Annotated in this window: 21 protein-coding genes; 17 read left to right on the top strand and 4 right to left on the bottom strand. The window is 66.6% G+C overall.

All coding sequences use genetic code 11. The annotated features are described in order from the left end of the window. Positions 1-18: 18 nt before the first annotated feature. From G9373_RS03820 to G9373_RS03775, 10 genes are all read left to right on the top strand, one after another. Positions 19-1,557, top strand: a complete 1,539-nt coding sequence (locus G9373_RS03820; RefSeq protein WP_120661409.1) for a carboxyl transferase domain-containing protein — start codon at positions 19-21, stop codon at positions 1,555-1,557. A gap of 10 nt (positions 1,558-1,567) precedes the next feature. Continuing rightward, complete coding sequence (locus G9373_RS03815; RefSeq protein ID WP_120660345.1) at positions 1,568-2,944, top strand: biotin carboxylase N-terminal domain-containing protein; 1,377 nt, start codon at positions 1,568-1,570, stop codon at positions 2,942-2,944. A gap of 1 nt (position 2,945) precedes the next feature. Further along, the gene (locus G9373_RS03810; RefSeq protein WP_072937218.1) at positions 2,946-3,167 is read left to right on the top strand and encodes a biotin/lipoyl-binding carrier protein; all 222 of its coding nucleotides are present in this window, start codon (positions 2,946-2,948) and stop codon (positions 3,165-3,167) included. A 20-nt stretch (positions 3,168-3,187) separates the two neighbouring features. Then, a complete protein-coding gene (locus G9373_RS03805; protein WP_120660346.1) occupies positions 3,188-4,186 on the top strand; it encodes an NADPH:quinone oxidoreductase family protein in 999 nt (332 codons plus the stop codon). Between the two features lie 192 nt (positions 4,187-4,378). Continuing rightward, on the top strand, positions 4,379-5,377 hold the full coding sequence (locus tag G9373_RS03800) for an ABC transporter substrate-binding protein (RefSeq protein ID WP_167113931.1): 999 nt from the start codon (positions 4,379-4,381) through the stop codon (positions 5,375-5,377). An 8-nt stretch (positions 5,378-5,385) separates the two neighbouring features. Continuing rightward, entirely contained in the window at positions 5,386-6,459 is a 1,074-nt protein-coding gene (locus G9373_RS03795) for a phosphotransferase family protein (protein ID WP_120660348.1), read from the top strand. Further along, positions 6,460-7,689, top strand: a complete 1,230-nt coding sequence (locus tag G9373_RS03790) for an acyl-CoA dehydrogenase family protein (protein ID WP_120660349.1) — start codon at positions 6,460-6,462, stop codon at positions 7,687-7,689. A 213-nt stretch (positions 7,690-7,902) separates the two neighbouring features. Further along, positions 7,903-8,919 carry a PDR/VanB family oxidoreductase gene (locus G9373_RS03785; protein ID WP_120660350.1) on the top strand — a complete coding sequence of 339 codons (1,017 nt, stop codon included), beginning with the start codon at positions 7,903-7,905 and terminating at the stop codon, positions 8,917-8,919. Between the two features lie 11 nt (positions 8,920-8,930). Continuing rightward, positions 8,931-10,148 carry a cytochrome P450 gene (locus tag G9373_RS03780; RefSeq protein WP_257225969.1) on the top strand — a complete coding sequence of 406 codons (1,218 nt, stop codon included), beginning with the start codon at positions 8,931-8,933 and terminating at the stop codon, positions 10,146-10,148. Between the two features lie 5 nt (positions 10,149-10,153). Then, positions 10,154-12,871 carry a LuxR family transcriptional regulator gene (locus G9373_RS03775; protein WP_167113928.1) on the top strand — a complete coding sequence of 906 codons (2,718 nt, stop codon included), beginning with the start codon at positions 10,154-10,156 and terminating at the stop codon, positions 12,869-12,871. Here G9373_RS03775 and G9373_RS03770 read toward each other — a convergent pair. Continuing rightward, entirely contained in the window at positions 12,858-13,514 is a 657-nt protein-coding gene (locus tag G9373_RS03770; RefSeq protein WP_167113925.1) for a histidine phosphatase family protein, read from the bottom strand. The genes G9373_RS03775 and G9373_RS03770 overlap by 14 nt on opposite strands. 164 nt (positions 13,515-13,678) lie before the next feature. Here G9373_RS03770 and G9373_RS03765 point away from each other — a divergent pair, with 164 nt between their 5' ends. The 7 genes from G9373_RS03765 (at position 13,679) to G9373_RS03735 (ending at position 21,367) form a co-directional block, all read left to right on the top strand. Next, positions 13,679-14,680, top strand: a complete 1,002-nt coding sequence (locus G9373_RS03765; protein WP_169692741.1) for a LysR family transcriptional regulator — start codon at positions 13,679-13,681, stop codon at positions 14,678-14,680. Between the two features lie 190 nt (positions 14,681-14,870). Next, complete coding sequence (locus G9373_RS03760) at positions 14,871-16,184, top strand: MFS transporter (protein WP_120660354.1); 1,314 nt, start codon at positions 14,871-14,873, stop codon at positions 16,182-16,184. Continuing rightward, entirely contained in the window at positions 16,181-17,371 is a 1,191-nt protein-coding gene (locus G9373_RS03755) for a CoA transferase (protein ID WP_166680625.1), read from the top strand. Before G9373_RS03760 ends, G9373_RS03755 begins: the two co-directional genes overlap by 4 nt. A 47-nt stretch (positions 17,372-17,418) precedes the next feature. Further along, complete coding sequence (locus G9373_RS03750) at positions 17,419-18,567, top strand: acyl-CoA dehydrogenase family protein (protein WP_120660355.1); 1,149 nt, start codon at positions 17,419-17,421, stop codon at positions 18,565-18,567. A 65-nt stretch (positions 18,568-18,632) separates the two neighbouring features. Next, positions 18,633-19,397 (top strand): SDR family NAD(P)-dependent oxidoreductase, encoded by a 765-nt coding sequence (locus tag G9373_RS03745; protein WP_120660356.1) that lies wholly within the window; start codon positions 18,633-18,635, stop codon positions 19,395-19,397. Next, a complete protein-coding gene (locus tag G9373_RS03740; RefSeq protein ID WP_120660357.1) occupies positions 19,394-20,173 on the top strand; it encodes a crotonase/enoyl-CoA hydratase family protein in 780 nt (259 codons plus the stop codon). Before G9373_RS03745 ends, G9373_RS03740 begins: the two co-directional genes overlap by 4 nt. Before the next feature lie 30 nt (positions 20,174-20,203). Then, positions 20,204-21,367, top strand: coding sequence for a thiolase family protein (locus G9373_RS03735; protein ID WP_120660358.1), 1,164 nt, complete (start codon positions 20,204-20,206; stop codon positions 21,365-21,367). A gap of 369 nt (positions 21,368-21,736) precedes the next feature. Here G9373_RS03735 and G9373_RS03730 read toward each other — a convergent pair whose 3' ends face one another. The 3 genes from G9373_RS03730 to G9373_RS03720 form a co-directional block, all read right to left on the bottom strand. Then, a complete protein-coding gene (locus tag G9373_RS03730) occupies positions 21,737-21,979 on the bottom strand; it encodes a hypothetical protein (RefSeq protein WP_167113922.1) in 243 nt (80 codons plus the stop codon). A gap of 48 nt (positions 21,980-22,027) precedes the next feature. Further along, a complete protein-coding gene (locus tag G9373_RS03725; protein WP_005250938.1) occupies positions 22,028-22,639 on the bottom strand; it encodes a TetR/AcrR family transcriptional regulator in 612 nt (203 codons plus the stop codon). A gap of 132 nt (positions 22,640-22,771) precedes the next feature. Continuing rightward, positions 22,772-23,722: a hypothetical protein gene (locus G9373_RS03720; protein WP_054247705.1), complete on the bottom strand. Its 951-nt coding sequence runs from the start codon at positions 23,720-23,722 to the stop codon at positions 22,772-22,774. Between the last annotated feature and the right edge of the window lie 134 nt (positions 23,723-23,856).

Below are 23,856 nucleotides of genomic sequence, written 5' to 3'. Positions count from 1 at the left end.
ATGTCACAGGACACAGTGATGGCTGAACCCACGCTCAGCCGCAAGCAGGAGCACGAAGAACGTCGCGCAGCCGCGCTGGCGATGGGCGGCCCGAAGAAGCTGGAGCAGAGGCGCGCCGAGGGCAAACTCAACGCTCGCGAGAGGATTGCGTTGTTGCTCGACCCCGGAACCTTCCGGGAAAGCGGGTTGTTCACGACCTCGGCCGTCGACGCCGATCGCGACAAGACGCCCGCAGACGGCAAGGTGACCGGAACCGGCGAGGTCGCCGGTCGGCGCGCGGCCGTCATCGCCTACGACTTCACCGTCAAGGGGTCGTCGAGCAGTCCGGTGAGCAACAAGAAGATGTCCCATTTCAAGGAACTCGTCGTTCAGGTCGGGATGCCGCTGGTCTACCTGTCGGAGTCCACCGGCGTTCGGATGCCGGACGCGATGGGCGGGACCGGAATGGGTGCCGCCAACAGCAAGAAACGGTTCCTCCGGCAGCGCGAAAGCCCCTGGGCATCCGCCGCATTCGGATACTGCTTCGGATCGGCCGCCTGGCACACCGTGTCCGCCGACTTCGCGGTCTTCCGCAAGGGGAGTGTCCTCGCGGTGTCGAGCCCCGGCCTGGTCAGCCGCGCCACCGGTCAGCACGTCGATGCCCAGGAGCTCGGGGGGTGGAAGGTCCATGCCGAGGTGACCGGCTATGCCGATGCCGTCGCCGACACCGACGAGGAAGCGATCGAACTGATCCGCCGGTTCCTCTCGTATCTGCCTTCCCACAACGGTGAGACGCCGCCGGTCGCGCCGATCCCGAGTGGATCGGGCGAGCGTGCGGCCGAACTCAACGACATCGTTCCCCAGGCTCGCACCCAGACCTACGACGTACGCAAGGTGATCGAGATCGTCGCCGACACCGGTTCGGTGTTCCCGATCAAGGCACGGTACGGCAAGAGCCTGGAGACCTCACTGGTCCGGATCGGTGGACAGAGCGTCGGAATCATCGCCAACAATCCGATGTTCAAGGGCGGGGCGCTCGACGGTCCGGCGTGTGACAAGGCGACCAGCTTCCTTGTTCTCTGCGACTCCTACAACATTCCCGTCGTGTTCCTCGTCGACCAGCCGGGATTCCTGATCGGGCTGGAAGCCGAGCGAAACAAGATCGCCGGCAAGGTCATCAACTGGATGAACGCACTGTCCTTGGTGACCGTGCCGAAGATCGCTGTCACGCTTCGCAAGAACTACGGCCAGGCTTACATCAACATGGGCGGCGGACTGACCGCCGACACGACGGCAGGCTGGTGGTCGACGGAGGTGAGCTTCATGGATCCCACATCGGCGGTGTCGGTCGTTCACGGAGTCGACGCGGAATCGGATCCCGAGCTGTATGCGCAGCGCCTCGCCGAGATGGCCAAGGGCACTACCGCTTACGACGTGGCACGCGTCTTCGGCGTCGAACAGGTCATCGATCCCGCCGAGACTCGTGACTTCATCCTCGGCGCGCTGAAAGACCACTACCGAGCCCGGACCAACGGCATCGGCGAGCACCTGCTGCGCGCCTGGCCGACGAGTTACTGAGGACGATGTGATGAGCTCATTTCCAGATTGCCTACTGGTCGCGAATCGCAGCGAGATCGCCCGGCGGATCATCGCGACCGCCAACAAGCTCGGTGTCCGTACCGTCGCGGTCTACCACAAGGTCGATGCGGACCTGCCCTACATCGGTGAGGCCGACCACGCCGTTCAGCTCGAGGGCGACACGCCGGTGCAGGCGTACCTCGACGGCGCTCAGATCGTGCGAATCGCACAGCAAGCCGGTGCCACGGCCGTGCATCCGGGTTACGGATTCCTGGCCGAGAACGCCGACTTCGCCCGACTGGTGGCCCAGTCCGGACTGACGTGGGTCGGCCCGAGCGCCGAGGTCATCGAGGTGATGGGTGACAAGGTCGAGTCACGCCGGGTCGTGGCTGCTGCCGGTGTGCCGATCAGCGGCGACGTCGGCGCAGCGCTCGAAACGGGCGACGAAGCCGTCGCGGAGGCCGGGCGTCTCGGATATCCGGTGATGGTCAAGGCATCCGCCGGCGGCGGCGGAATCGGCATGGCCGTTGCTCACGACGAAGAAGGCCTGCGCAAGGCGTTCGAGAACACGAAGTCGATGGCGGCGCGGAGCTTCGGTTCCGATCGGGTCTTCGTCGAGCGGTATGTGTCCTCCGCGCGGCATGTCGAGATCCAGATCCTGGGTCGGAACGACGGCACGATCATCGCTCTGGGAGAACGGGATTGCTCGACGCAACGGCGTCACCAGAAGCTGATCGAGGAGAGCCCGGCCCCGCACCTGGATCCGGCGCTGCGAGAGCGCCTCGTCGAGAGTTCGATTGCGGCCGCCCAGGCGGTGGGCTATCGGAATGCAGGTACGGTGGAATTCCTGCTCGACGCCGTCACCGGCGACTTCGTGTTCCTCGAGATGAACACCCGTATCCAGGTCGAGCACCCGATCACCGAACTCACTCACGGTGTCGATCTGGTCGAGCAGCAACTGAGCATCGCGGAGTCGGGCACCACCACACCGGGTTTTGCCCCCGTTTCGCGCGGTCACGCGATCGAGTTGCGGATCTGCGCGGAAGACCCCAAGAGGTTCTTCCCGCGCCCGGGGCCGATCGACGTGTGGCAGGAGCCGACCGGGCCCGGTATCCGGGTCGACTCGGGCTATACGGCGGGCACCGAGGTGACGCCTCACTTCGACTCGTTGCTGGCCAAGGTCTGCGCGTTCGGCGCGACCCGTGAGGAGGCGCACGCCCGCGCCCTCGCGGCATGCAGGGAGTTCGTGATCGAGGGGCTCGTCACCAACAAGCCTTTCCTCGAACAAGTGCTCGGCTCGGAAGAATTCACGAGCGGGCGTTACGACACCGGTGTGGTCGAGAAGATCCAACAGAGACAGAAGAACTTGGCCAGAAGGAGTGTGTGAGATGTCAGAGACGATCGAGTCGGATATGGGTGCCAACGTGTGGAAGATCCTTGTCGCACCGGGTGACCGAGTGGAGGAGGAGGCGACGTTGATGATCCTCGAAGCCATGAAGATGGAGATCCCGATCCTCGCCGAAGATGCAGGCACGATCGTGGCAGTCCACGTCGCCGAGGGCGACAGCGTCGCGTCCGGTCAGCCGCTCGTCGAATTCGAGACAGCATGAGCACATCGATTCCCCGCCGCATGAAATCCTGGTCGGTCACCCAGCTCGGCGAGCCGATCGACGTCGTGCAACTCGTCGAAGGTGATGTTCCCGAACCTGGTGCAGGGCAGGTCCTCGTGCGTGTCCTGGCGGGCGCAGCCAATTTCCCGGACGTGCTGATGTGCCGTGGCAAGTACCAGGTGCGCCCCGACCTGCCCTTCACCCCCGGACGTGAAGTCTGCGGTGACGTCGTCGCTGTCGGGCCGGACGTCGCACGGGCAGCGGTAGGCGACCGGGTTCTGGGCCTGACCACTCTTCCCTACGGCGGATTCGCCGAGTACGCCTTGATGGACCAGAGCACGACCCATCCGGCGCCGGCCTCACTCGACGACGCGCAGGCCTCATGCCTGTTCATCGGGTATCAGACCGGCTGGTTCGGACTCCATCGGCTGGCCAGGATTCAAGAGGGGGAGACCCTCCTGGTTCACGCGGCCGCCGGCGGTGTCGGCAGCGCGGCCATCCAGCTCGGCAAGGCCGCCGGTGCCCGGGTGGTCGGTGTCGTGGGCGGCGAGGAGAAGGCCGCCTACGCCAGGCAGCTCGGTGCCGATGTCGTCGTCGACCGCCGGCAGGAGGACTTCGTGGGGGTCGTCAAGGAATTCACCGAAGGCAGAGGCGCCGACGTCATCTACGACCCGGTGGGAGGCGACGTCTACCACCGTTCGACCAAATGCATTGCGTTCGAGGGGCGGATTGTGGTCGTCGGCTTCGCGGGCGGCGAGATCCAGACCGCGGCGCTCAACCACGCGCTGGTCAAGAACTACTCGATCCTGGGAATTCACTGGGGGCTCTACAACACGAAGAATCCCGGCGCGGTCGATCGATGCCACCAGGAACTGTGCACGTTGGCGGACTCCGGAGCCATCGATCCCTTCGTCAGTCAACGGGTCTCGATGGACGGGGTGCCTGCGGCCCTGCAGAGCCTGGGGGACGGAAAGACCGTCGGCCGAGTGGTGATGGAGCACAACGGGATCGGTCGGTAGCCAGTTTGCGGAAACCGGGGGCAGCACATCGTCAGGCCACCAGGCATGCACTAATCACTAGGAGTACGAATGTTTGGGTCGAAGCAAGGTGACTCGCCCTTCGGAGAACTGCGGGCATTGGACGGCAACATCTCGAGAAGGTCGATGTTGAAGTATCTCGGTCTCGGAACGGCGGCGGTCGGCGCCACCTCGTTGCTGGCGGCCTGCGGGGGTGGACCGGGCGCGGGTGCCTCGGGCCAGGCCGCCAAGTTCACCATCGGGTCGTTTCCGGGTGACACCTTTCTCCTCGATGCGGTGAATCTTGCCAACAACGACTTCGCCAGGAACAACCTCAATGTTCCGAAGTTCATCACCCCGCAGAGCGGTGTGCAGGCGCTACAGCTCGTGTGCGCAGGCGCTGTCAACGGCTACAGCTCCGACACCCTGCTGCTGATGGGTGCCCACGCCAACAGCACACAGGGCAAGCGACCGGTCATCATCGGTCTGAAGAACGTGTCCACCACCTACGGGGTCGTCGTCGGCCCGAACGGCAATTGGCCCGGCGAAGACGCGACCTTCGAAGAGAAGATGCAGTCGCTGAAAGGCAAGTCGATCGGGGTGAGCGCCATTGGCGCGGGCGGTGATCTGCAACTGGACCTCGCTCTGGAGCTGGCCGGTATGCAATCCTCCGACGTCACCCATCTGGCGGTCGGCCCGTCTGCCTCGGCGATCCCGAACATGAAAGCCGGGCGACTCGACGGCTACGTCTCGGTCCAATGGAGCTCGGGGCTGTTCATCGCCCGGGAGACCGGCGGATCGGTGCTGCTCGACTTCGGCAGGCCGTCGATGCCCGAGACGTTGCGCAACCAGGCCGTGGTCTGTATTTCCACCAGCGAAAGTTTTGCCGAGGAGCACGAGGACGTGCTGAAGAACTGGCTTCGAGCACAGTCGGAGGGCAGCGAATGGATGCTCTCCCACAAGGACGATGCAGCGGAAATTCTGAACTCCGGCACCTTCGACGGCAACGCACCCGAAATCGCCAAGGCCTACATCGAGCACTACGCGCAGGATGTGGCGCCGAAATTGCAACCGATGTTCAAGGCACCCAAGGATCAGGTCGACCACATGATCGACCTTGCCGTCCGCTTCGGGAACGCGAAGGAAGGCGCTATCAGCTACGAGCAGATAGTCCCCGCCTTCGCACGGGCGTGAGGTCTCACATGGAGTACACACAGACAGGTGCCGCCCCGACGCGTCCCCAATCCCCGCCCGGGCTGGATATCGATCGAATCACCGACTGGCTGGCCGGGGAGCGACCGGGCCTGGTGGCAGGGGAACTGTCGGCCCGGCTGATCGAGGGTGGGAAATCGAATCTGACCTACGACCTCTCCGACGGTGAAAACCAGTGGATCGTGCGTCGTGCGCCACTGGGCGAGGTCATGGCGACGGCTCACGACATGCGCCGAGAATACCGAGTGGCCAGTGCTCTTCGGACCACCGGCGTCCCGGTTCCGGCGATGATCGCCTATTGCGACGACAAGGGCGTTCTCGGCACCGACTTCTACGTCATGGAGCGGATCGAGGGCGTGCCCTATCGGTACGCCGATGAGCTCAGGCCACTCGGCGTGGCTCGAACCCGAGCCATCTCCGTCGAGCTGGTACGCACACTGGCAAAGCTGCACCGGGTAGAACCGCGAGACGTGGGCCTGAACGACTTCGGTCGTCCCGAAGGCTTCCTGGGACGGCAGGTGAAACGCTGGAAGACGCAGCTGGACGCGTCCTACACCCGCGATCTCCCCGGCGCCGACGAGCTCTACACGGCACTCGTCGCGGCCGTCCCCACGAAGTCGGCCGCGGGCATCGTCCACGGTGATTTCCGCTTGGACAACGTGCTCGTCGGCGCCGACGACATACCTGCCGCGGTCATCGACTGGGAGCTGGCGACGCTGGGTGATCCGCTTCTGGACCTGGCCTTGATGCTCACCTATCAGCGGCGAGCGAAGATCGTGTCCGAACGGGATTCGACGGAACCGGCCAAGTACGACGCGACGCTGGCACCCGGATACCTCACCGAGAAACAGATCATCGAACACTACAAAGCCGAGAGCGGTCGCGAACTGGAGGGATTCGGCTTCCACCTCGGTCTGGCCTGCTTCAAGCTCGCCGCGATCTCCGAGGGCGTCCGGTATCGACACATCAATCGTCAAACCGTGGGTGCGGGTTTCGAGGACAGTGGCAGCACTGTGCCGTTGCTGCTCGAACTCGGGCTCGACTCACTGAAGGAGTACAAGTAGATGGAATTCTCGACAGACGCCCGGACCGACGGGTTGCGCAAGGAACTCGTCGATTTCATGTACGGGCACGTCTACCCGGCCGAGGCGGCGTACCTGGATGAGCTGGACAGCCTCGAGAACCGCTTCGCGTGGTCGGAGTCTCCCATCCTGCAGAAGCTGAGAGCGGAGGCACGCAGCCGTGGGCTGTGGAACCTCTTCCTCCCCGGGGCCGAGGGTGCCGGGCTTACGAACGTGCAGTACGCGCCGCTCGCCGAGATCACCGGCCGCAGCAAGCTCCTCGCTCCCGCCGCGCTGAACTGTTCAGCCCCGGACACCGGCAACATGGAACTGCTGTCGATGTTCGGCACCGAGCAGCAGAAGAAGGAGTGGCTCACCCCGTTGCTCGAGGCCGAGATCCGTTCGGCCTTCGCCATGACCGAGCCCGACGTCGCATCCTCGGACGCCACCAACATCTCCACGAGTATCGTTCGCGATGGTGGCGACTACGTGATCAACGGCCGCAAGTGGTACATCAGCGGTGCGATGAATCCCAACGCCAAGATCCTGATCGTGATGGGCAAGACGGATCCGTCGGCCGACAGGCATCGCCAGCAGAGCATGATCCTGGTACCGCGGGACACCCCCGGCGTCCACATCACGCGCGCGATGAAGGTCCTGGGTTACGACGACCATCACAGCGGTGGACATGCCGAGATCGAGTTCACCGACGTGCGGGTTCCGGTTGCCAATCTCATCGGCACCGAGGGCGACGGCTTCGGGATCGCCCAGGCCAGGCTGGGACCCGGCCGGATCCATCACTGCATGCGCGCCATCGGCATTGCGGAGCGAGCGATCAAACTCATGTGCGAGCGGGCCGACGAACGCGTGGCGTTCGGCAAGCCACTCAGCCAACAGGGCGTGATTCGAGACTGGATCGCCGAATCGCGGGTCCGTCTCGAGCAGTTGCGCCTGCTGGTCCTCAAGACGGCCTGGCTCATGGACACGGTGGGCAACAAGGGCGCACACACCGAGATCCAGGCAATCAAGATCGCCACGCCGTCGACCGTCGAATGGATCATCGACAAGGCAATCCAGGTCCACGGCGCCGGCGGACTCTCACAGGACTTCTTCCTCGCTCCGGCAGCTGCGTATGTCCGCACGCTGCGGTTCGCAGACGGACCCGACGAGGTGCACAAGAACGCGCTGGCGCGCAATGAACTTCGCCGCCAGGCCGCACGACGCAGTGCCTGACCCCTCGGTCGGCCTCTGCTGAGTTCGTTCGGCCCGCTCGCCCACGAAGCGAGTCGGTTTCGCCGTGACGTCCCACCCGTGTCCCCCTCACCTGCAACCCAGGTGAGGGGGACACTGTCGTGTGTAGGGCCCGTTCGGCAGGCGACTGTGGCTATCGCCTTGATAGTGATTGAGACATTGATCTCACCAGCAGGCGCCGCGCATGATCATGACGTGCCAAATCATCTTGCTCAGCATGGTGTCGACTCGTCCTCGCCCGCATCGCCGGTCACACGGCGACCCGGAAACCAGACGCTCGAGGTCGCGCGGAAGGACGTCGTGGCAGACGGCGTCGTGAAACTGCGGCTCGAGGAGCCGTCCGGTGGGCGGCTCCCGCATTGGACGCCCGGCGCGCACATCGACCTGGTCATGCCGACCGCGGACGGTGGTTCCCAGGTGCGGCAATACTCGTTGTGCGGCGACCGGTGGGATGCCTCCGCCTACGAGGTCGCCGTGTTGCGGGAGCCGAACTCCAAGGGCGGATCGCAGTTCATTCACGAGAATCTGGCCGTCGGGGACATGCTCAGTGTCGGCACCCCTCGGAACAATTTCGGTCTCGCACAGGCGAGCCGATTCGAATTCATCGCCGGCGGCATCGGGATCACTCCGATCATGACGATGATCGCCGCAGCCGAGAAGCTGGGAATCGACTGGCACCTGCTCTACGGCGGTCGGTCGCGTCGTTCCATGGCCTTCCTCGGCGAACTGGCTCGATACGGAGACCGCGTCACGGTGTGGCCGCAGGACGAATCGGGTCACCTGCCGCTCGATTTCCTCGGCAAGCCGATCGAGGGGGCCAAGGTCTACTGCTGCGGACCCGAGCCCCTGCTGGCGGCGGTCGAATTCGCTTCCACGAACTGGCCCGGGTGGGCCGTCCGGTTCGAGCGGTTCGTGGCGCCTTCCCAGCCGCCACCGGTCCGCACCGAACCCTTCACGATCGAACTGTCCCACTCCGGCAGGACCGTCACCGTCGGCACCGACGAGACCGTTCTCGAGGCCCTGGACGCCGCCGGCGTCCCGGTGCTGTCCTCGTGCAACGAGGGAGTCTGCGGCACATGTGAAGTCGGCGTCGTGGGCGGTGTTCCGGATCATCGGGATTCACTCCTGAGCGATGCGGAACGCGCCAAGGGGGACCGGATGTTCGTCTGTGTGTCACGTTCGATCACCGAACGACTCGTGCTGGATCTCTAGGAAGGTAGACAGTGTCGATTACGGATACCACCGGACGGCAGGGTTCGACAGCCCCGTCCCTCGACGACGACCCCTTCTCGCCGGAAACGCTCGAGAACCCGCTGCCGTTCCAGGAGCGGCTGCGTGAATCCGGGCCTGTCGTCTTCCTGCCCCGGTACAACGTCCACGCCCTCGGGCGTTACGACGAGGTCCACAGCGCGCTCTCGAACTGGCAGGGCATGACGTCCGGTTCCGGAGTCGGCCTGAACGAGCCATGGCGGGCCCGGGGACTACTTCAGACCGATCCGCCCGAGCACGACGCACCCCGCGAGGTGCTGCAGTCGATTCTGTCCGCACGAGCATTGCGGGCGATGAAGGATGCCTGCACACGGCAGGCCGAGACGCTGATCGACAACCTGCTGGGTGGCACGGCTGCCGGGGACGCGACCGAGATCGACGGATACAACGACATCGCGGCCGTGTTTCCGGTGAACTTCTTTCCCGACGCGTCCGGCATCGACGAGGAGCAGCGGGAGAATCTCGTTCCCTATGCAGATCACATCTTCAATGCCCTGGGGCCGCGAAACGAACGGGTCCTGCAGGGGGAATGCCGGAGCGACGCACTGGCGGAATGGGCCACTGCGAAGTGCGCCCGGGAGTCACTGAAACCCGAAGGATTCGGCAGCGAGATCTGGGCGGCCGCCGACCGCGGCGACATCATGCACGAACTGGCGCCGCTCCTCACGCGTTCGCTGTTGTCGGCAGGTGTCGACACGACCGTCTACGGTCTCTCCGCGATGCTCTATGGATTCGCCACCCATCCCGATCAGTGGGCGGCTCTTCGACAGAACCCCAACCTCGCCCGAGTCGCCTTCGACGAGGCGCTGCGCTGGGAGTCGCCGGTCCAGATGTTGTTCCGCAAGACGTCGGCCGACGTCGAGATATCCGGGACCGTCATACCGGCCGAGACGAGGGTGTTGCTGTGCTACGCCGCTGCGAATCGTGACCCGCGCCGGTGGGGCAACCCTGATCGGTTCGACCTCTCGCGTGATCCCTCGGGGCACGTGGCCTTCGGGATGGGAATCCACCAGTGCGTGGGCCAGCACGCGGCGCGTCTCCAGGCCGAGTGCCTGCTCGAGGTTCTCGTGACCCGTGTGACGTGCATCGAACTTGCGGCACCCGTACGTCGCTATCACAACAACACGCTGCGAGGATGGAAGGCCATGCCTCTTCGGCTGAGTCTCGCCTAGATGTTGTGAACGAGTTCGTGTTCGACTGCGCCATAGAACGATTGAGTGCCGGTGCCGGTTCGACGTACCTGATTCACGGTGAGGCCGGCACCGGAAAGACACACCTCCTGCGGAGCACGCTCGACGCGGCCCGCAGGCGTGGATGGACGTGCTTGTACGCCGCGGCGCACGAGTACGACCGCGACATCCCGTACGCGACGTTGCGCACCCTCGTGGGAGTCCTCGGCCACAGCACGGTGTCGAGCGATCCGAGTGGTGTGACGGCGCTGTTGCAGTCGATGACGGATTCGTCGCCAGTGGTCGTGGTTGTGGACGACGCGCACCTGGCGGACGAGGACAGCCTCGTCGCCGTGACCCTCGCCGCTCGGCATTTGGCGGGCCGCCCGCTCCTCGTGATCTTCGCCTCGCGGACTCGGCCGTGGATGACCGGCGAACGTCTCTTCGCGACGATCGGCCACCTCGTGAGCGAACAGGCGCGGACGGTTCTCGAGGTTCGGCCGGTCGAGGGGCAGGCCCTCGGCGGACTGGTCGAGTCGGTCCTCGGTGCCGTGCCCGACGAGCGACTGACCGGGTATCTGACCGAGCGGACGCGGGGGAACGCGTTGCTGGTCCGAGAAACGGTGAACGCGTTGCACACTGCGGGTGCACTTCGGATCGAACAGGGAATCGGCTACCTGGTCGATGATTCCCCGCCCCAGTTCTCGCGCGCTGCGGCGTTGCTCCACCGGCTGTTTCCCCGGGATCACGCCGTCCGCGTACTGGGTCGTCTGGTTGCGGTGTTCGAACGGGTGGATCTGGACTACCTTCCGCTCCTCGCCGAACTGGCCGAGAGGTCGCTGGGCGAGGTCCGGGCCGCCTTCGACTCATTGGTCTCGAGCGGTGCGCTGGTGGCAACGGGGTCCGGATGGTACGAATTCGGCCACCCACTGATCGGTGAGCTGCTCTATGACGAGATCGGTCCGGCCGAGCGCCGCCGCGTACATGCTGCGATTGCTGCGCGGATCGAGGGCACCGACCACGAGCTGGGCATGCCGGCCCTGGAGCGCGCCCGGCATGCCACCGAGGGCGCGGCGCGCGGCGACACGGTCGCGGTCACGGTGGCGTTGCGTGCCGCCGATCGAGCGCTGCGCACGTCGCCGCGCGCGGCTGCCCGCTGGTACGGCCGGGCGCTTGATCTGCTGCCACGCGCGGATGCCGCCGCCGGCGAGATACTCCGCAGGCAGTCCGCGGCGTACTGGAAGGGTTCGCGGCCTGCTCTGGCAGTCGAAGCCGGCAGGAAAGCGCTCGGACTCCTCGAGGCGGGCAGTTCCCGCGACCGTACCGTGGCGACAATGGTGCACTGCCACAATGCGATGGGCGATCCACAGAGTGCTGTGGACCTGCTGGTTTCGGAGGTGGAGGAGGTCACGGACCCGACGCCGTACTTCGCGCAGCGCGCGGCGATGTCGGCGCGCCTCGGTGACACGGATCAGGCGCGCGTCCTGGCCGCGACAGCGTGGTCACAGGTGCGCGAGTCGACCCCGGCGGACCAGGTCATCGCCTACACGTACCTCGGTCAGATCGAAGCCTCCGTCGGGACGTTCCCGAACGCACTCGAGGCCGTCGACCAGCTCGCGATCCTCGGGACCGACGAGCGGGAACTCCCGGTGGGCACGCGCACCGGTGCGTTGGAGTCGGCAGCGCACAACGCCGCAACGGCAAGCGCGACCGGTCGCGCGAATGCGCTGCTGACGAAGGCGGGTGAAGCCGCCGGACTCGCCGGATTCGGAAACCTGGGCGGGCAAGCCGTACTGGCTCGCGCGCTCGCCGAGTTCACGGCCGGCGAATGGACCGCGGCGTCCGAGACGATTGCCCGGGAAGCAGTCCATCTCGAGTTCTCGGGTATGCGCAGCAATCTGGCTCGCCTGCGTGGTGTGGAGGTGCAGATCCTCACGGGCCGAGGTGATTTCCCACGTGCGGCGTCCGTGCTGGCAACGACGAAGCCGCCGGCCTCCTGCCGGATCGACTTCGCGATCTGGCAGGCAGCGCAGGCGTCGGTCGAGGTGTCGAGGTCCCGATTCGAGGACGCCATGCCGATCCTGGAGCGACTGCGGTCGGAAGCGGGAATCCGCGGCTGGAACGAGGTCGGGACCATCACCCACACGAGTCTGGTCGAGGGTTACCTGGCGTGGGGAGAGGTCGATGCCGCTCGGCACGTTGCGGACGAGTTCTGCCGCCTTGCGGAGGACATCGGTTCGCCCAAGGCCCGGATGGCATCCGGCATCGGCCATGCCCGCAGCTTCGGTGACGTGGACCGCGCACGTGAAGTACTTCTCGAGGCCGAGGAGCAGGGTATGCACTTCATCGCGGCGCAGGCCCACCATGCGCTGGGCGTCGTCGGCCGGGACGTCGCGGATCACCTCGAGGCCGCCTGGGCATTGTTCAAGAAGATGGACGCGACGCTGTGGCTGAAGCGGGTCGAGGCCGTCGGCAGGTCGCGCGGACTCGTCCTCGACAGACGTGTCGACAAGTCGGGGGCACCCGGACCTCTCACCGATGTGGAGCGTCAACTCGTCACGCTGGTCCGAGACGGCCTCAGCAACCGGGAGATCGCCGAGGTTCTCCACTACAGCAGCAAGACCGTCGAGGCCTACCTCACCCGCCTCTACAAGAAAACCGGCTACAACTCGCGGGTCGAGCTGATCGTGGCCCATGAGCGGGCGGTCAGTCTCACCGGTAGGTGACCCAGGGGTCCGGGAGATGACCGTGCTCGTTGAACGCCACGAGGGACGTCCCCGACGCGCCGATCACGATCTTGGTGACGCCGGAATTGACCGCGACTCTGTTCAGGGCGAGCCATTGCGGGAAGCCGCCCCCCAGCAGCCGGGCAGTCACCCAGGCGATCGCACCGGCGCTGGAGAAGACGACACCGGTCTGTCCGCGTTCGAGCCCTTCGGCAACGCGGTCGAGGGACGCGTCGACCCGGGCCGTGAACGCACCGAACGTCTCGACGTAGTCGGCGTCGTGGTCACCGGACGACCACCGTGTGGAAGCCCGTTCGAGCAGCCGCTGGAAGGCGCGCGAATCCGTCTTCGCCCGCGGATCGTGCTCACCGCTCGCAGCCAGTAGGTCGCTCGCGTTGAACTCGTCCCAACCCGGATCGATGTCGGGGTCTGTCGTGTGCCACGCGGCGGCCGTGCTTGTCTCCTGAGCCGTCTCTCGTTGGCGTTTCATGTTTCCGGTGACTGTGAGGGCGGGAGCGATGCCGCGACGATTCAGTTCGGTGCCGAGGGCGCGACTCTGTTCTCGGCCGCGTGGCGACAGGCGGTCGTAGTCGTCGGTGCCGAAGGATGCTTGTCCGTGACGGACCAGAAGGACAACACTCATTCGCGGGAGGCTAGTTCGACCGACGACCTGCGGCATACCCTTTCGGGCCGGTCGCCGCATACTCTCGGGAGATCCCTGTCGGCCGTTCCGTCGAGGTGCGTCTGCGGGCACCGCGTCGCACACAGATCCGTCCGCCGCGGTACCGGTACCTCTAGATTCAGAGTATGGACATGCGGCAGATGGAGTATTTCCTCGCTGTTGTCGACTGTGGCGGGGTCACCCGCGCCGCAGCGCAGTTACGCGTGGCGCAGCCTTCGCTGTCGCAGGCGGTGCGCAAGCTCGAGAAGGACCTGGGCGTCGAGTTGTTCCATCGTGTCGGGCGTGGCCTCGTGCTTTCCCCTGCCGGCGAGGCGCTCGTCGGCCCGGCGCGCTCCATCCTGCGGGAGGTGGAATCGGCCGAGAACGCTGTGCGCGATGTCGGGGCGATGCGCGGCGGCCGGATCGACATCGCCTCGCTCTCCGACCTGTCGTCGGATCCGCTGTCGGTGTGGGTCGCCAAGTTCCGTCGGCAGTACCCCGAGGTGCGGTTCCACATCGAGGAACGGGACGAGACCGCCGATATCGTGTCACTGGTCCGGTCGGGTGCGTGTGAGCTGGGCATTCTCGCACTGCCGCTCCCGACCGAGGACCTCGTCGGGGAGGAGCTCATCGATCAGCATCTCGTCCTGGTGTGTCCGCCCGGTACCGACGCGCGGTGGCCGGACCCGGTGCCGATCACGGCGCTGACTCGCGTTCCGTTCGTCATGGGTGAAAAAGGCACGGCGACGCGGGATTTCATCGACCGCTCGCTACGGTTGCACGGCGTCGAACCCGACGTCGCGGTGGAGGTGCGTCAGCGTGGTGCCGTGCTGCCGATCGTTCTCGCGGGCGGCGGGGTGTCGATCGTGGCCCTGCGTAGCGGACTCGACGCGATGCTGCGCGGCGGGGTCGTGCGTGAACTCTCGCCGCGGCTCACCCGCCGCATGGGCGTGGTCCGCCGTCCCGGCCGGATGACCCAGGCGTCCACGGAGTTCCTGGCCTGCGCCCGTGCGTCTTTCGAGGAGTTCGCCGCGTCCATCGCCGTGCACATGTCGTCCGGTGTTTCCCTCGTAGAGGCCGCGAAGCTGACGCGGGCCGAGTCCGACCGCCGGATTCGCGACGACAACGCACGTGCCACGAACTCATAGGCAATTGCAGTATTTCTCCTACTTTTCTGGTCTTTGACCTGATCGATACTCGGGACTTGAATGGTGTGTACCTGATCACACCGTTGCGACGGGATCCGGATCGATCACCTAGTAGGTCGCATTCGAGATCCGTCCGGGCTGGTTCACGCCATGCAGACACGTCGCGACGGTTCGTTTCCGAAGAGGCCCTATGACTCAGATATCGACGCCGACAACCGCATCGTCCGGGCGTACCAGATCGGCGCTGATCCGGCGCGCCTGGATGATTACCGGACTGCTCGTCGTGTTCATGCTCATCAATTTCGCGGACAAGTCCGTCATCGCGTTCGCCGGAGTCCAGATCCAGAAGGACCTGGGCCTGACGCCGCAACAGTTCGGCATGGTCCAGAGCAGCTTCTTCTGGCTGTTCGCCGCCGGCGCCCTGTTCTTCGGCTGGCTTTCGTCCAAGGTGAGTATCCGATGGCTACTGGCTGGACTGATGCTGCTCTGGGTTGCCACCATGGTTCCCCTACTGGGCACCGTGAGCTTCGGGGTCCTGGTGGCCTGCCGGCTCGTCCTCGGGTTCGCCGAGGGCCCGGCATTCGCTCTCGCCAACCACGCCGTCCACTCCTGGTTCCCGCCGGAGAAGCGTGCCTTGCCGAGCAGCTTCGTCACCGCCGGATCCTCGCTCGGCGTCCTCATCGCTGCTCCCGTACTGACCTGGATCATCGTTCGCTGGGACTGGCACGCCGCGTTCTACCTCCTGATCGCGGTCGGTCTCGTCTGGGTGGTCGCCTGGATCGTCATCGGACGCGGCGCACCCGGCGAGACCGCCGAGTCGACCCCGGCAACCGTCGTCGACACCGTCGACGCCCCGTACCGCACGATCCTGCGCACCGGGACCGTGATCGGGATCGCGCTGTTGATGTTCTGCTCGTACTGGTCGACCACGCTCAAGGTGTCCTGGCTCCCCGTCTACCTCGAGGACGGTCTCGGCTACGACACCCTGACCACCGGACGGTTGGTCATGCTTCCCTACGGACTCGCGGCGGTCGGTGCGATCGGCGCCGGATGGTTCTCGAATCGCCTCGTCTCCCGCGGTGTCTCTCGGAAGGTCGCGCGGGGTTACCTGTCGGCCGGCCTGATCGCCGGCGCCGGCCTCACCATGGTCGGGTTCACCATGGTGTCTGCCGGACCGGTGCAGATCCTGCTCGTGTCCCTGGCCTTCTCGCTCAACACCGCGGCGTACGGCGTGGCTTTGACGGCGATCGCAGACGTCGTGCAGTCCCGTAAACGCGGCATGGTCCTCGGTGGCCTCGGCGCGGTATCCAGTATCTCGGGCATGGCCGCACCGCTCGTACTCGGTTTCTCGGTCGGCCGGGCGGCCGACAAGGTCTCCGGCTACGGCACCGGCTTCATGATCAGCGGGATCCTGATGATCGTCGGTAGCGCGATCGCGGTGTTCATGGTCAATCCCGAACGGGACATCACTCTCATCCGCCGGCGTGCCGAGGAGACCGCATGATCGACAAGCCCCTCGACGGAGTCCGCGTCATCGACTTCGGTCAATTCATCGCTGCCCCCGCCGCCACCCAGGTCCTGGTGGACCTCGGCGCCGACGTGATCAAGGTCGAACCGGTGCACGGTGAGTCCGCACGTGGAATCGGCGCGCACGGTAAAGCCATGGTGGAGAACTACAACCGTGGCAAGCGGGCAATCGCGCTCGACCTCAAGGACCCGCGCGGTCAGGAGATCGCCCGCAGTCTGATCGCCGGCGCCGACATCGTGGTGCAGAATCTGCGCCCCGGGGTGATGGACAAGCTCGGTCTGGGCGCGGAGGAGATGCGCGCCGCGCATCCGCACCTCGTGTACGCGACGGTGAGCGGGTTCGGCTTGCACGGACCGTCCAGGAATCGTGCCGGCCTCGACATCGCCGCGCAGGCGGAGAGCGGCCTGATGTGGGTGACCGGCGAACACGACGGCGAGCCGCAGAAGGTCGGTGCCCAGATCGTCGACGCAGCCACCGGCTACGTCTGTGCCCAGGCAATCCTCGGCGCGTACATCAGACGCCTGCGCACCGGGGAAGGCGACACAGTCGAGGTGTCGCTGCTCGAGGTCGCCATTCACCTGCAGGCCCCGAACTGGGGCGCCTACCTCGCCACCGGCAGCGAACCACGGCGAATGGGCAACGGTCAGCCGACGGTCGCCCCGGCCGCCGACATCATGCCGACCAGCGACGGCAGCGTCGTGGTCTCCGCCTATTCCGAGGTCCATTTCCGGCGACTGTGCCGACTGCTGGGCCGGGCGGAACTCGCCGACGACGCCCGGTTCGCCGACAACGAGAGCCGGGTCCGCAACCGCCGTGCCCTGCTCACCGAGTTGCGCGCCGCGTTCGCGACCATGACGAGCGACGAGGCGATGGACGTGCTCGCCGCCAACGGCGTCGTCGCCGGGCGGATCAACACCTATCCCGAGGCGATGCGCAGTCCCGACGTCCAGGCCTCCGGGCTCTTCATCGAGGTCAGCCGCCCCGACGGCGTGCCTGCGACCGCTCTCGGCACGCCGTGGCACCTCGAGAGTGTCCCGAAGCTCCCGACGGCAGGTGCGCCCGACCTGGGGCAGCACACCGCCGAACTGATCGCCGAACTCGGTTACCCGACCGACGCGCTCGATGCGCTGGCCGCCGACGGCGTCGTCGCGCTCGGCCGCTGAAATCCGTCGACGGCACTCACCGTCGACCCATTTTCGAAGGAATCACCATGCAACGCACCATCTTCACCGACGACCACCATGCCTTCCGTGACGTGGTCCGCCAGTTCATCGCCAAGGAGATCGTCCCGAACCTGCCCGACTGGGAGGCGGCCGGCTGCATCCCCCGCGACTTCTACACCAAGACCGCGGCACTCGGGATCAACGGACTGCAGGTGCCCGAGCAGTACGGCGGCGGCGGCATCGACACCTTCCTGTTCAACACCGTCGTGTACGAGGAAATCGGTTACGCGGCCGCCTCTCTCGGGGGCTTCCAGGTGCATTTGAACACCGTGCTCCCGTACTTTCTCGAATACGCCAATGAGGAACAACGCGACCGCTGGTTCCCCGGCTTCGCCGACGGTGCGCTCGTCAGCGCGATCGCGATGACCGAACCCGGCATCGGCTCCGACCTCGCCGGTGTCACCACCACCGCCGTCCGCGACGGCGACGACTACGTCCTCAACGGGAACAAGACGTTCATCACCGGCGGCATCAACGCCGACCTCGTGATCGTGGTCGCGAGGACCTCGAAGGATCCCGAGAATCGCCGCAACGGTCTGTCGTTGCTGGTGGTCGAATCCGGCATGCCCGGGTTCACTCGCGGTCGCAACCTGCACAAGATCGGGATGAAGTCGAGCGATACCGCCGAACTCACCTTCGACAACGTCCGGGTGCCCGCGGCAAACCTGCTCGGCGAGGAGGGCGCCGCCTTCAAGATGCTGGCGCACAACCTGCCGCAGGAGCGGCTGTCGATCGCGATCACCGCGCAGGCCACGGCCACCGCCGCGGTCGACCTGGCGATCGAGTACGCCAAGGAGCGGATGGTGTTCGGTAAGCCGCTCGCCGGCTTCCAGAACACGAAGTTCGTACTCGCCGAGTGCGCGACCGAGTTGCAGGCCGGGCAGGCCCTGATCGACCAGGCGCTGATCGCCCTCGACGCGGGCACTCTCACTCCCGCCGACGCGGCCAAGGTGAAGCTGTTCTGCACCGAGGTGCAGGCCCGGGTCATCGACAAGTGCCTGCAGGTGCACGGTGGCTACGGCTACATGACCGAGTACCCGATCGCGCGACTGTACGCCGATGCCCGCGTCACCCGGATCTTCGGCGGCACCAGCGAAGTCATGAAGAGCGTCATCTCGAAGTCCATGGGGCTCTAGCTGTCTCGCACTCCACACCATTCCGGGTGCCACCGGGCCCCGGCCACATCGAAGGTTCATCCACCATGCAGATCAAGGACATCAACGCCGTCGTCACCGGCGGCGCATCCGGACTCGGACTCGCCACCGCCACCCGGCTGGTCGAGTCCGGCGCCACTGTCACCCTGCTCGACCTCCCCGGTTCGTCCGGAGCAGAGCAGGCCGAGGCGCTAGGGCCTACAGCGCGGTTCGTGCCGACCGACGTGACCGACGGCGACGCGGTGGCCGCGGCCTTTGCCGCTGCTGCCGAGCGCGGCCCGGTGCGGGCCGTCGTGCACTGCGCGGGCCGCGGCCGACCGATGCGCGTGCTCACCAAGGACGGCAAGGCCGCCGACCTCGAGCCGTTCGAGTCGGTGATCCGGCTCAACGTGATCGGGACGTTCAACGTGCTGCGGTTCGCGGCCGAGGCGATGGCGGCGAACGAGTTGCTCGACGGCGACCGTGGCGTGTGTGTCCTGACCGCGTCCGTCGCCGCCTACGAGGGCCAGATCGGGCAGATCAACTACGCGACGTCCAAGGCGGGCATCGTAGGAATGACACTGCCCGCCGCCCGCGACCTTGCCGGTGTCGGGATCCGGGTGTGCACCATCGCGCCCGGCGTGTTCGCGACGCCTCTACTTCTGGGTGCACGCGACGACATCCGGGACGCGCTGGCGGCGTCGGTTCCGCATCCGCAGCGGCTCGGCGAGCCGTCCGAGTTCGCCGCGCTGGCCGAGCACATCATCGAGAACGGCATGCTCAACGGTGAGACGATCCGCCTCGACGGTGCGATCCGGATGGCACCGAGGTGACCGCAGAGGCGCCCACACCGGTCGTGCTGACGGAACGGGCGGGGCCGGTGCTGGTCATCACGCTGAACCGGCCGCACGCCCGCAATGCGGTGGACCGTGCGGTCGCGGAGGCCGTCGCCGAGGCGGTCCGACTGCTCGACTCCGATCCGCAGCTGAGGGTCGGCGTGCTCACCGGCGCCGGCGGATACTTCTGCGCAGGAATGGATCTCAAAGCCTTCCTGCGGGGTGAGAGCCCCCGCATCGAGGGTCGCGGTTTCGCCGGGCTAGTGGAGGCGCCGCCCGCCAAGCCCCTGATCGCCGCCGTCGACGGTCCCGCGCTGGCGGGCGGTTTCGAGATCGTCCTGGCGGCAGATCTCGTCGTGGCCGCGCCGACGGCAACGTTCGGCCTGCCCGAGGTCCGCCGCGGCCTGGTTGCCGCCGCGGGCGGATTGACCCGGCTGCCCGCAAAGCTGCCGCGAGCGGTGGCGCTGGAGATGGTGCTCACCGGCAAGACCGTGACCGCCGCGCAGCTCCACCCGCTGGGATTGGTCAACCGGCTGGCCCCCGAGGGCGAGGTGTTGGCGGCGGCGCTCGAACTGGCCGCGGAGATCGCCGGCAACGGGCCTCTCGCAGTCCGGGCCAGCAAGCGGGTCGTCGACGAGTCTCCCGGCTGGCCGCACGCGGAGATGTTCGAGCGGACCCGGCAGATCGTGATGCCGGTCTTCGACTCGAACGACGCCCGCGAGGGCGCCGCCGCCTTCACCGAACGCCGCGCCCCGGTCTGGACCGCGACGTGATCACCGAGAACGAGAGAACAGGAACACACCATGCGTGATGCAGTCATCGTCGAGGCTGTGCGGAGCCCCATCGGCCGCCGCAAGGGCGGTCTCGCGGAGGTCCACCCCGTCGATCTGTCCGCAACAGTCCTGACCGCACTGCTCGACCGGGCCGGGGTCGAGCCCGGGACGGTTGACGACGTCGTGTGGGGATGCGTCGGACAGGTCGGTGAGCAGGCCGGCAACATTGCACGCAACGCGGTGCTGGCCGCCGGATGGCCGGAGTCGGTTCCCGGCACCACGATCGAGCGGCAGTGTGGATCTAGCCAGCAAGCACTGCATTTCGCGGCCGCGGGAGTGATGTCCGGCCAATACGACATCGTCGTCGCGGGTGGCGTCGAGTCGATGACCCGCATCCCGATGGGATCGGCGCGGCGCGTCGGCCTCGGTGACCCGAACAGCGATGCGATTCGGCGACGCTATGAGGGCATCGAGTTCAACCAGGGCCGCGGCGCCGAAATCCTCGCCGACCGGTACGAACTGAGTCGCGGCTGGCTCGACGAATACAGCCTGCGCTCACATAGGCGGGCCGCCGCGGCGGTGGACGAAGGCCGATTCGCCGGCGAGATCGTGCCGGTGACCCTGCCGGACGGAACGAAACTCGACGCCGATGAGGGGATCCGCCGATCCACCACCCTCGAAAAACTGGCCCAGCTGGAGGCGGCCTTCGGCGAGGACGGCCGCATCACCGCGGGCAACGCCTCGCAGATCTCCGACGGCGCCGCGGCACTACTGGTGATGTCCGGCGACCGGGCCCGCGACCTGGGACTGATCCCGCTGGCGCGGGTACATACGGCAACCGTCGTCGGCGACGACCCGGTCGCGATGCTGGCCGGTCCCATCCCCGCCACTGCACGGGTGCTCGATCGTGCGGGCCTGACCCTCGACGACATCGGGGCCTTCGAGGTCAACGAGGCCTTCGCCAGCGTCGTCGGCGCCTGGCTGCGAGCGACCGGGGCGCCGGAAGAACGCGTCAACGTGCTCGGCGGAGCGATCGCTCTCGGGCATCCGCTCGGCGGATCCGGGGCCCGCCTCGCCACCACCCTGGTGCATCACCTGCGTGCGGAGGGCGTCCGCTATGGACTGCAGACGATGTGCGAAGGCGGCGGCATGGCCAATGCCACCATCTTCGAAAACCTCGCCGTCACGGTCTGAGCCCGGGCTACACCTGTGGAGAGAGCGGATGCGGCCATACTCGAACTCGCGTGCAGGTGGCTGCCCTACGGTGGTCCGCCTCCCGACGAGATCTGGATCGGGTTCGGTATGACGACGCTGCGATTCGACCGCAGACTGACGAAGATCCTGGAAAGCGTCGCTGCACGAGAAGTGCCTGCCGATGTTCGAGTGCTGCTGCGCGCCCAACTGTCCGAACGAGCGGTGCGGCGGGCGAGTCGATCGAGGTCCGGTCTCTCGTTGCAGGGCACGCCGGATTGTCGGGACCGGCGAACGACGAAGCTGGGATCGACAAGGACCTGGGCTCACTGACAGAACGAGAGTTCCGCCAATCGAGCACCGATTCGGGCCTCATCGATTCTTTCGCTGAAGATCATGGCAAGCAGCGGGGTAGATCATGGCCTCGAAGAACTCGAAGAACTCGAAGAACTCGAAGAACTCGAAGAACTCGAAGAACTCGAAGAACTCGACGACGCGGGACGTGCTGGACGCCGCGCACGCGGTGCCACGGACGGTGGTGCGCGGAGTGACGCCGACGGCTGGACCCGGCCGACGCCGTGCCACCAGCGGAAGGTGGCCCACGTGATGCAGCATGAACTGCTCCGGTACCTGGGTTGCACGCCGGACGGGGGGCCCGACCGGTCAGGTACGGCGCAACCCGTCGAACGTCAGCTCGACGACGGCGTCCGCCAGGTCCGCGACGGTCCCACCGGTGCGCGGGCGGTACCACTCGATCAGCGAGTTGACCGTGCCGAACACGAGCCGGCTGGTGAGCGCGGGATCGATGCCGGGCCGCAGGTCTCCCTCTTCCGCCGCCGCGACGACGAGGTCGCTGACGAACGCGTCGAACTCGCGGCGGCGGGCGAGTGCGCGACGCTCCACCGCGGTGTTGCCGCGAACGCGCAGCAGGAGCGTCACGTAGGGAAGCTCGGCGGCGAGGACCTCGACACTGCGGCGGACGAGATACTCGAGACGGTCGATGTACCGGCCGCTCGTCGCCTTCTCCTCGGTGGTGACCGCGAAGAGGGCGTTGAGCGCGCGCGACAATGCCAGCTCGAGCAGCTCCGACTTCCCGGACACGTGGTGATAGATCGACGACTTCGTGATTCCCAGGCGCTGGGCCAGTACCTCCATGCTGGTGCCGTCGTAACCCTTGTCGTTGAAGACCTTGACTGCGACAGCGAGCAGCGAGTCGAGGTCGTAGCCGGGACGTCCGGGCGATCCGGTCTTCCGTGCGGGGCGTGCCGTAGTCATGCGCGCAATCCTTCCAGGTGCAGAACTCCACCGCATCGGTGCGCCGTCATCCACGGGAGCCGACCGAAGGTTCGGTTGAGGTGAGAATACCGCGAGTAACCCGGCGGCGGTGAACCACGTGCGACGGGTGAATCAGCCGCCCATGGCCTGGGTCCGGCCCTCCTTGCGGGCCTTCGCCAGCCCCCGCCGGGCGACAAACCCGTTGGCGAGGAGCAGGAGGGTCTTGTTCGGCGGCGCCGCGAACCCGGCCTGGGTATGGGGCGCATACAGCGCCTCGGTGCCCGTGACCTCGATCCAACCGGTGTTCTGACGCGACTCGAGGCCGACGAGCTTGGCGCGGTAGGCGTGGGCGAGCAGCCCGGCGCGGCGGCCGCCCTGCGGCGCGCCGGCGGGCACCGTCAGACGCACGCCCTCGCTGCTCGCAGAAACGACGTCGACCGGAACGACGACCGGATAGCCGTCCGCCTGACGGTAGGCGAGCAACCGGTGCGACAGCTTCGCCGCGCGCCCACCGGTTTTGGCCGCATCCACCCGTGGGCCGGTGCCCCTCTTCGGTGGAGTCTGGGGTTCCGGGTCGACGGCGGGCAGCGGTGCGCCGAACACCTCGGGCCGGCCGGTCAGGTGCAGATCGGGCCAGGCGACGACCCGTGTCACCGTCACGGTCACCGGTACCCGGTCGGCGTAGTACGCGCTGAGCCACCGGTCCCAGAACGCGCCGCGGCGTGGCTCGCCCGTGTAGGGGGTCGAGCGCCGGCCGATGTCCTCGAGCAGTTCCGGGTCGGGGGTGGGGTCGAACGTCGCGTCTCCCTGCACGAGCACGTAGCGCTGATTGGTACCGTCGCCGATCCCGTGCTCGCGGGCGTGGTAGGCGAGCGCCACCCGGGGTTCACCCTTGATGCGTTCGAGCTTGCGGCCGAACCCCAGCGAGGTGGTGAAGCCGACCGTTCCCCGCTCGCGGTCGCTCAGCCCGAGGGGTGCCACCGCCGTCACCACCGCCCCGCCTGCGGGTGTGATGTACGCGAACCCGCAGGTCAGATCGCCACGGATGACGTCATCGACCCCGTCCGACCAGGTGACCGGCATGAGTCGAGCCTACTCAGCCGACGCGGCACCGGGCCAGTGCTCGGGGGTTGACGACACCCGGGAGTGAATATAGCTTCACTTCAAGTGAGTGATAACTCACGAAAAGTGATCGTGTATTCAACGCGGCATCGAGG

The organism is Rhodococcus sp. A14 (assembly GCF_011603105.1).
Lineage (GTDB): Bacteria > Actinomycetota > Actinomycetes > Mycobacteriales > Mycobacteriaceae > Rhodococcus_F > Rhodococcus_F opacus.
Note: the sequence above shows the minus strand (reverse complement) of the source record. Positions and strands in the feature narration are given on the sequence as shown.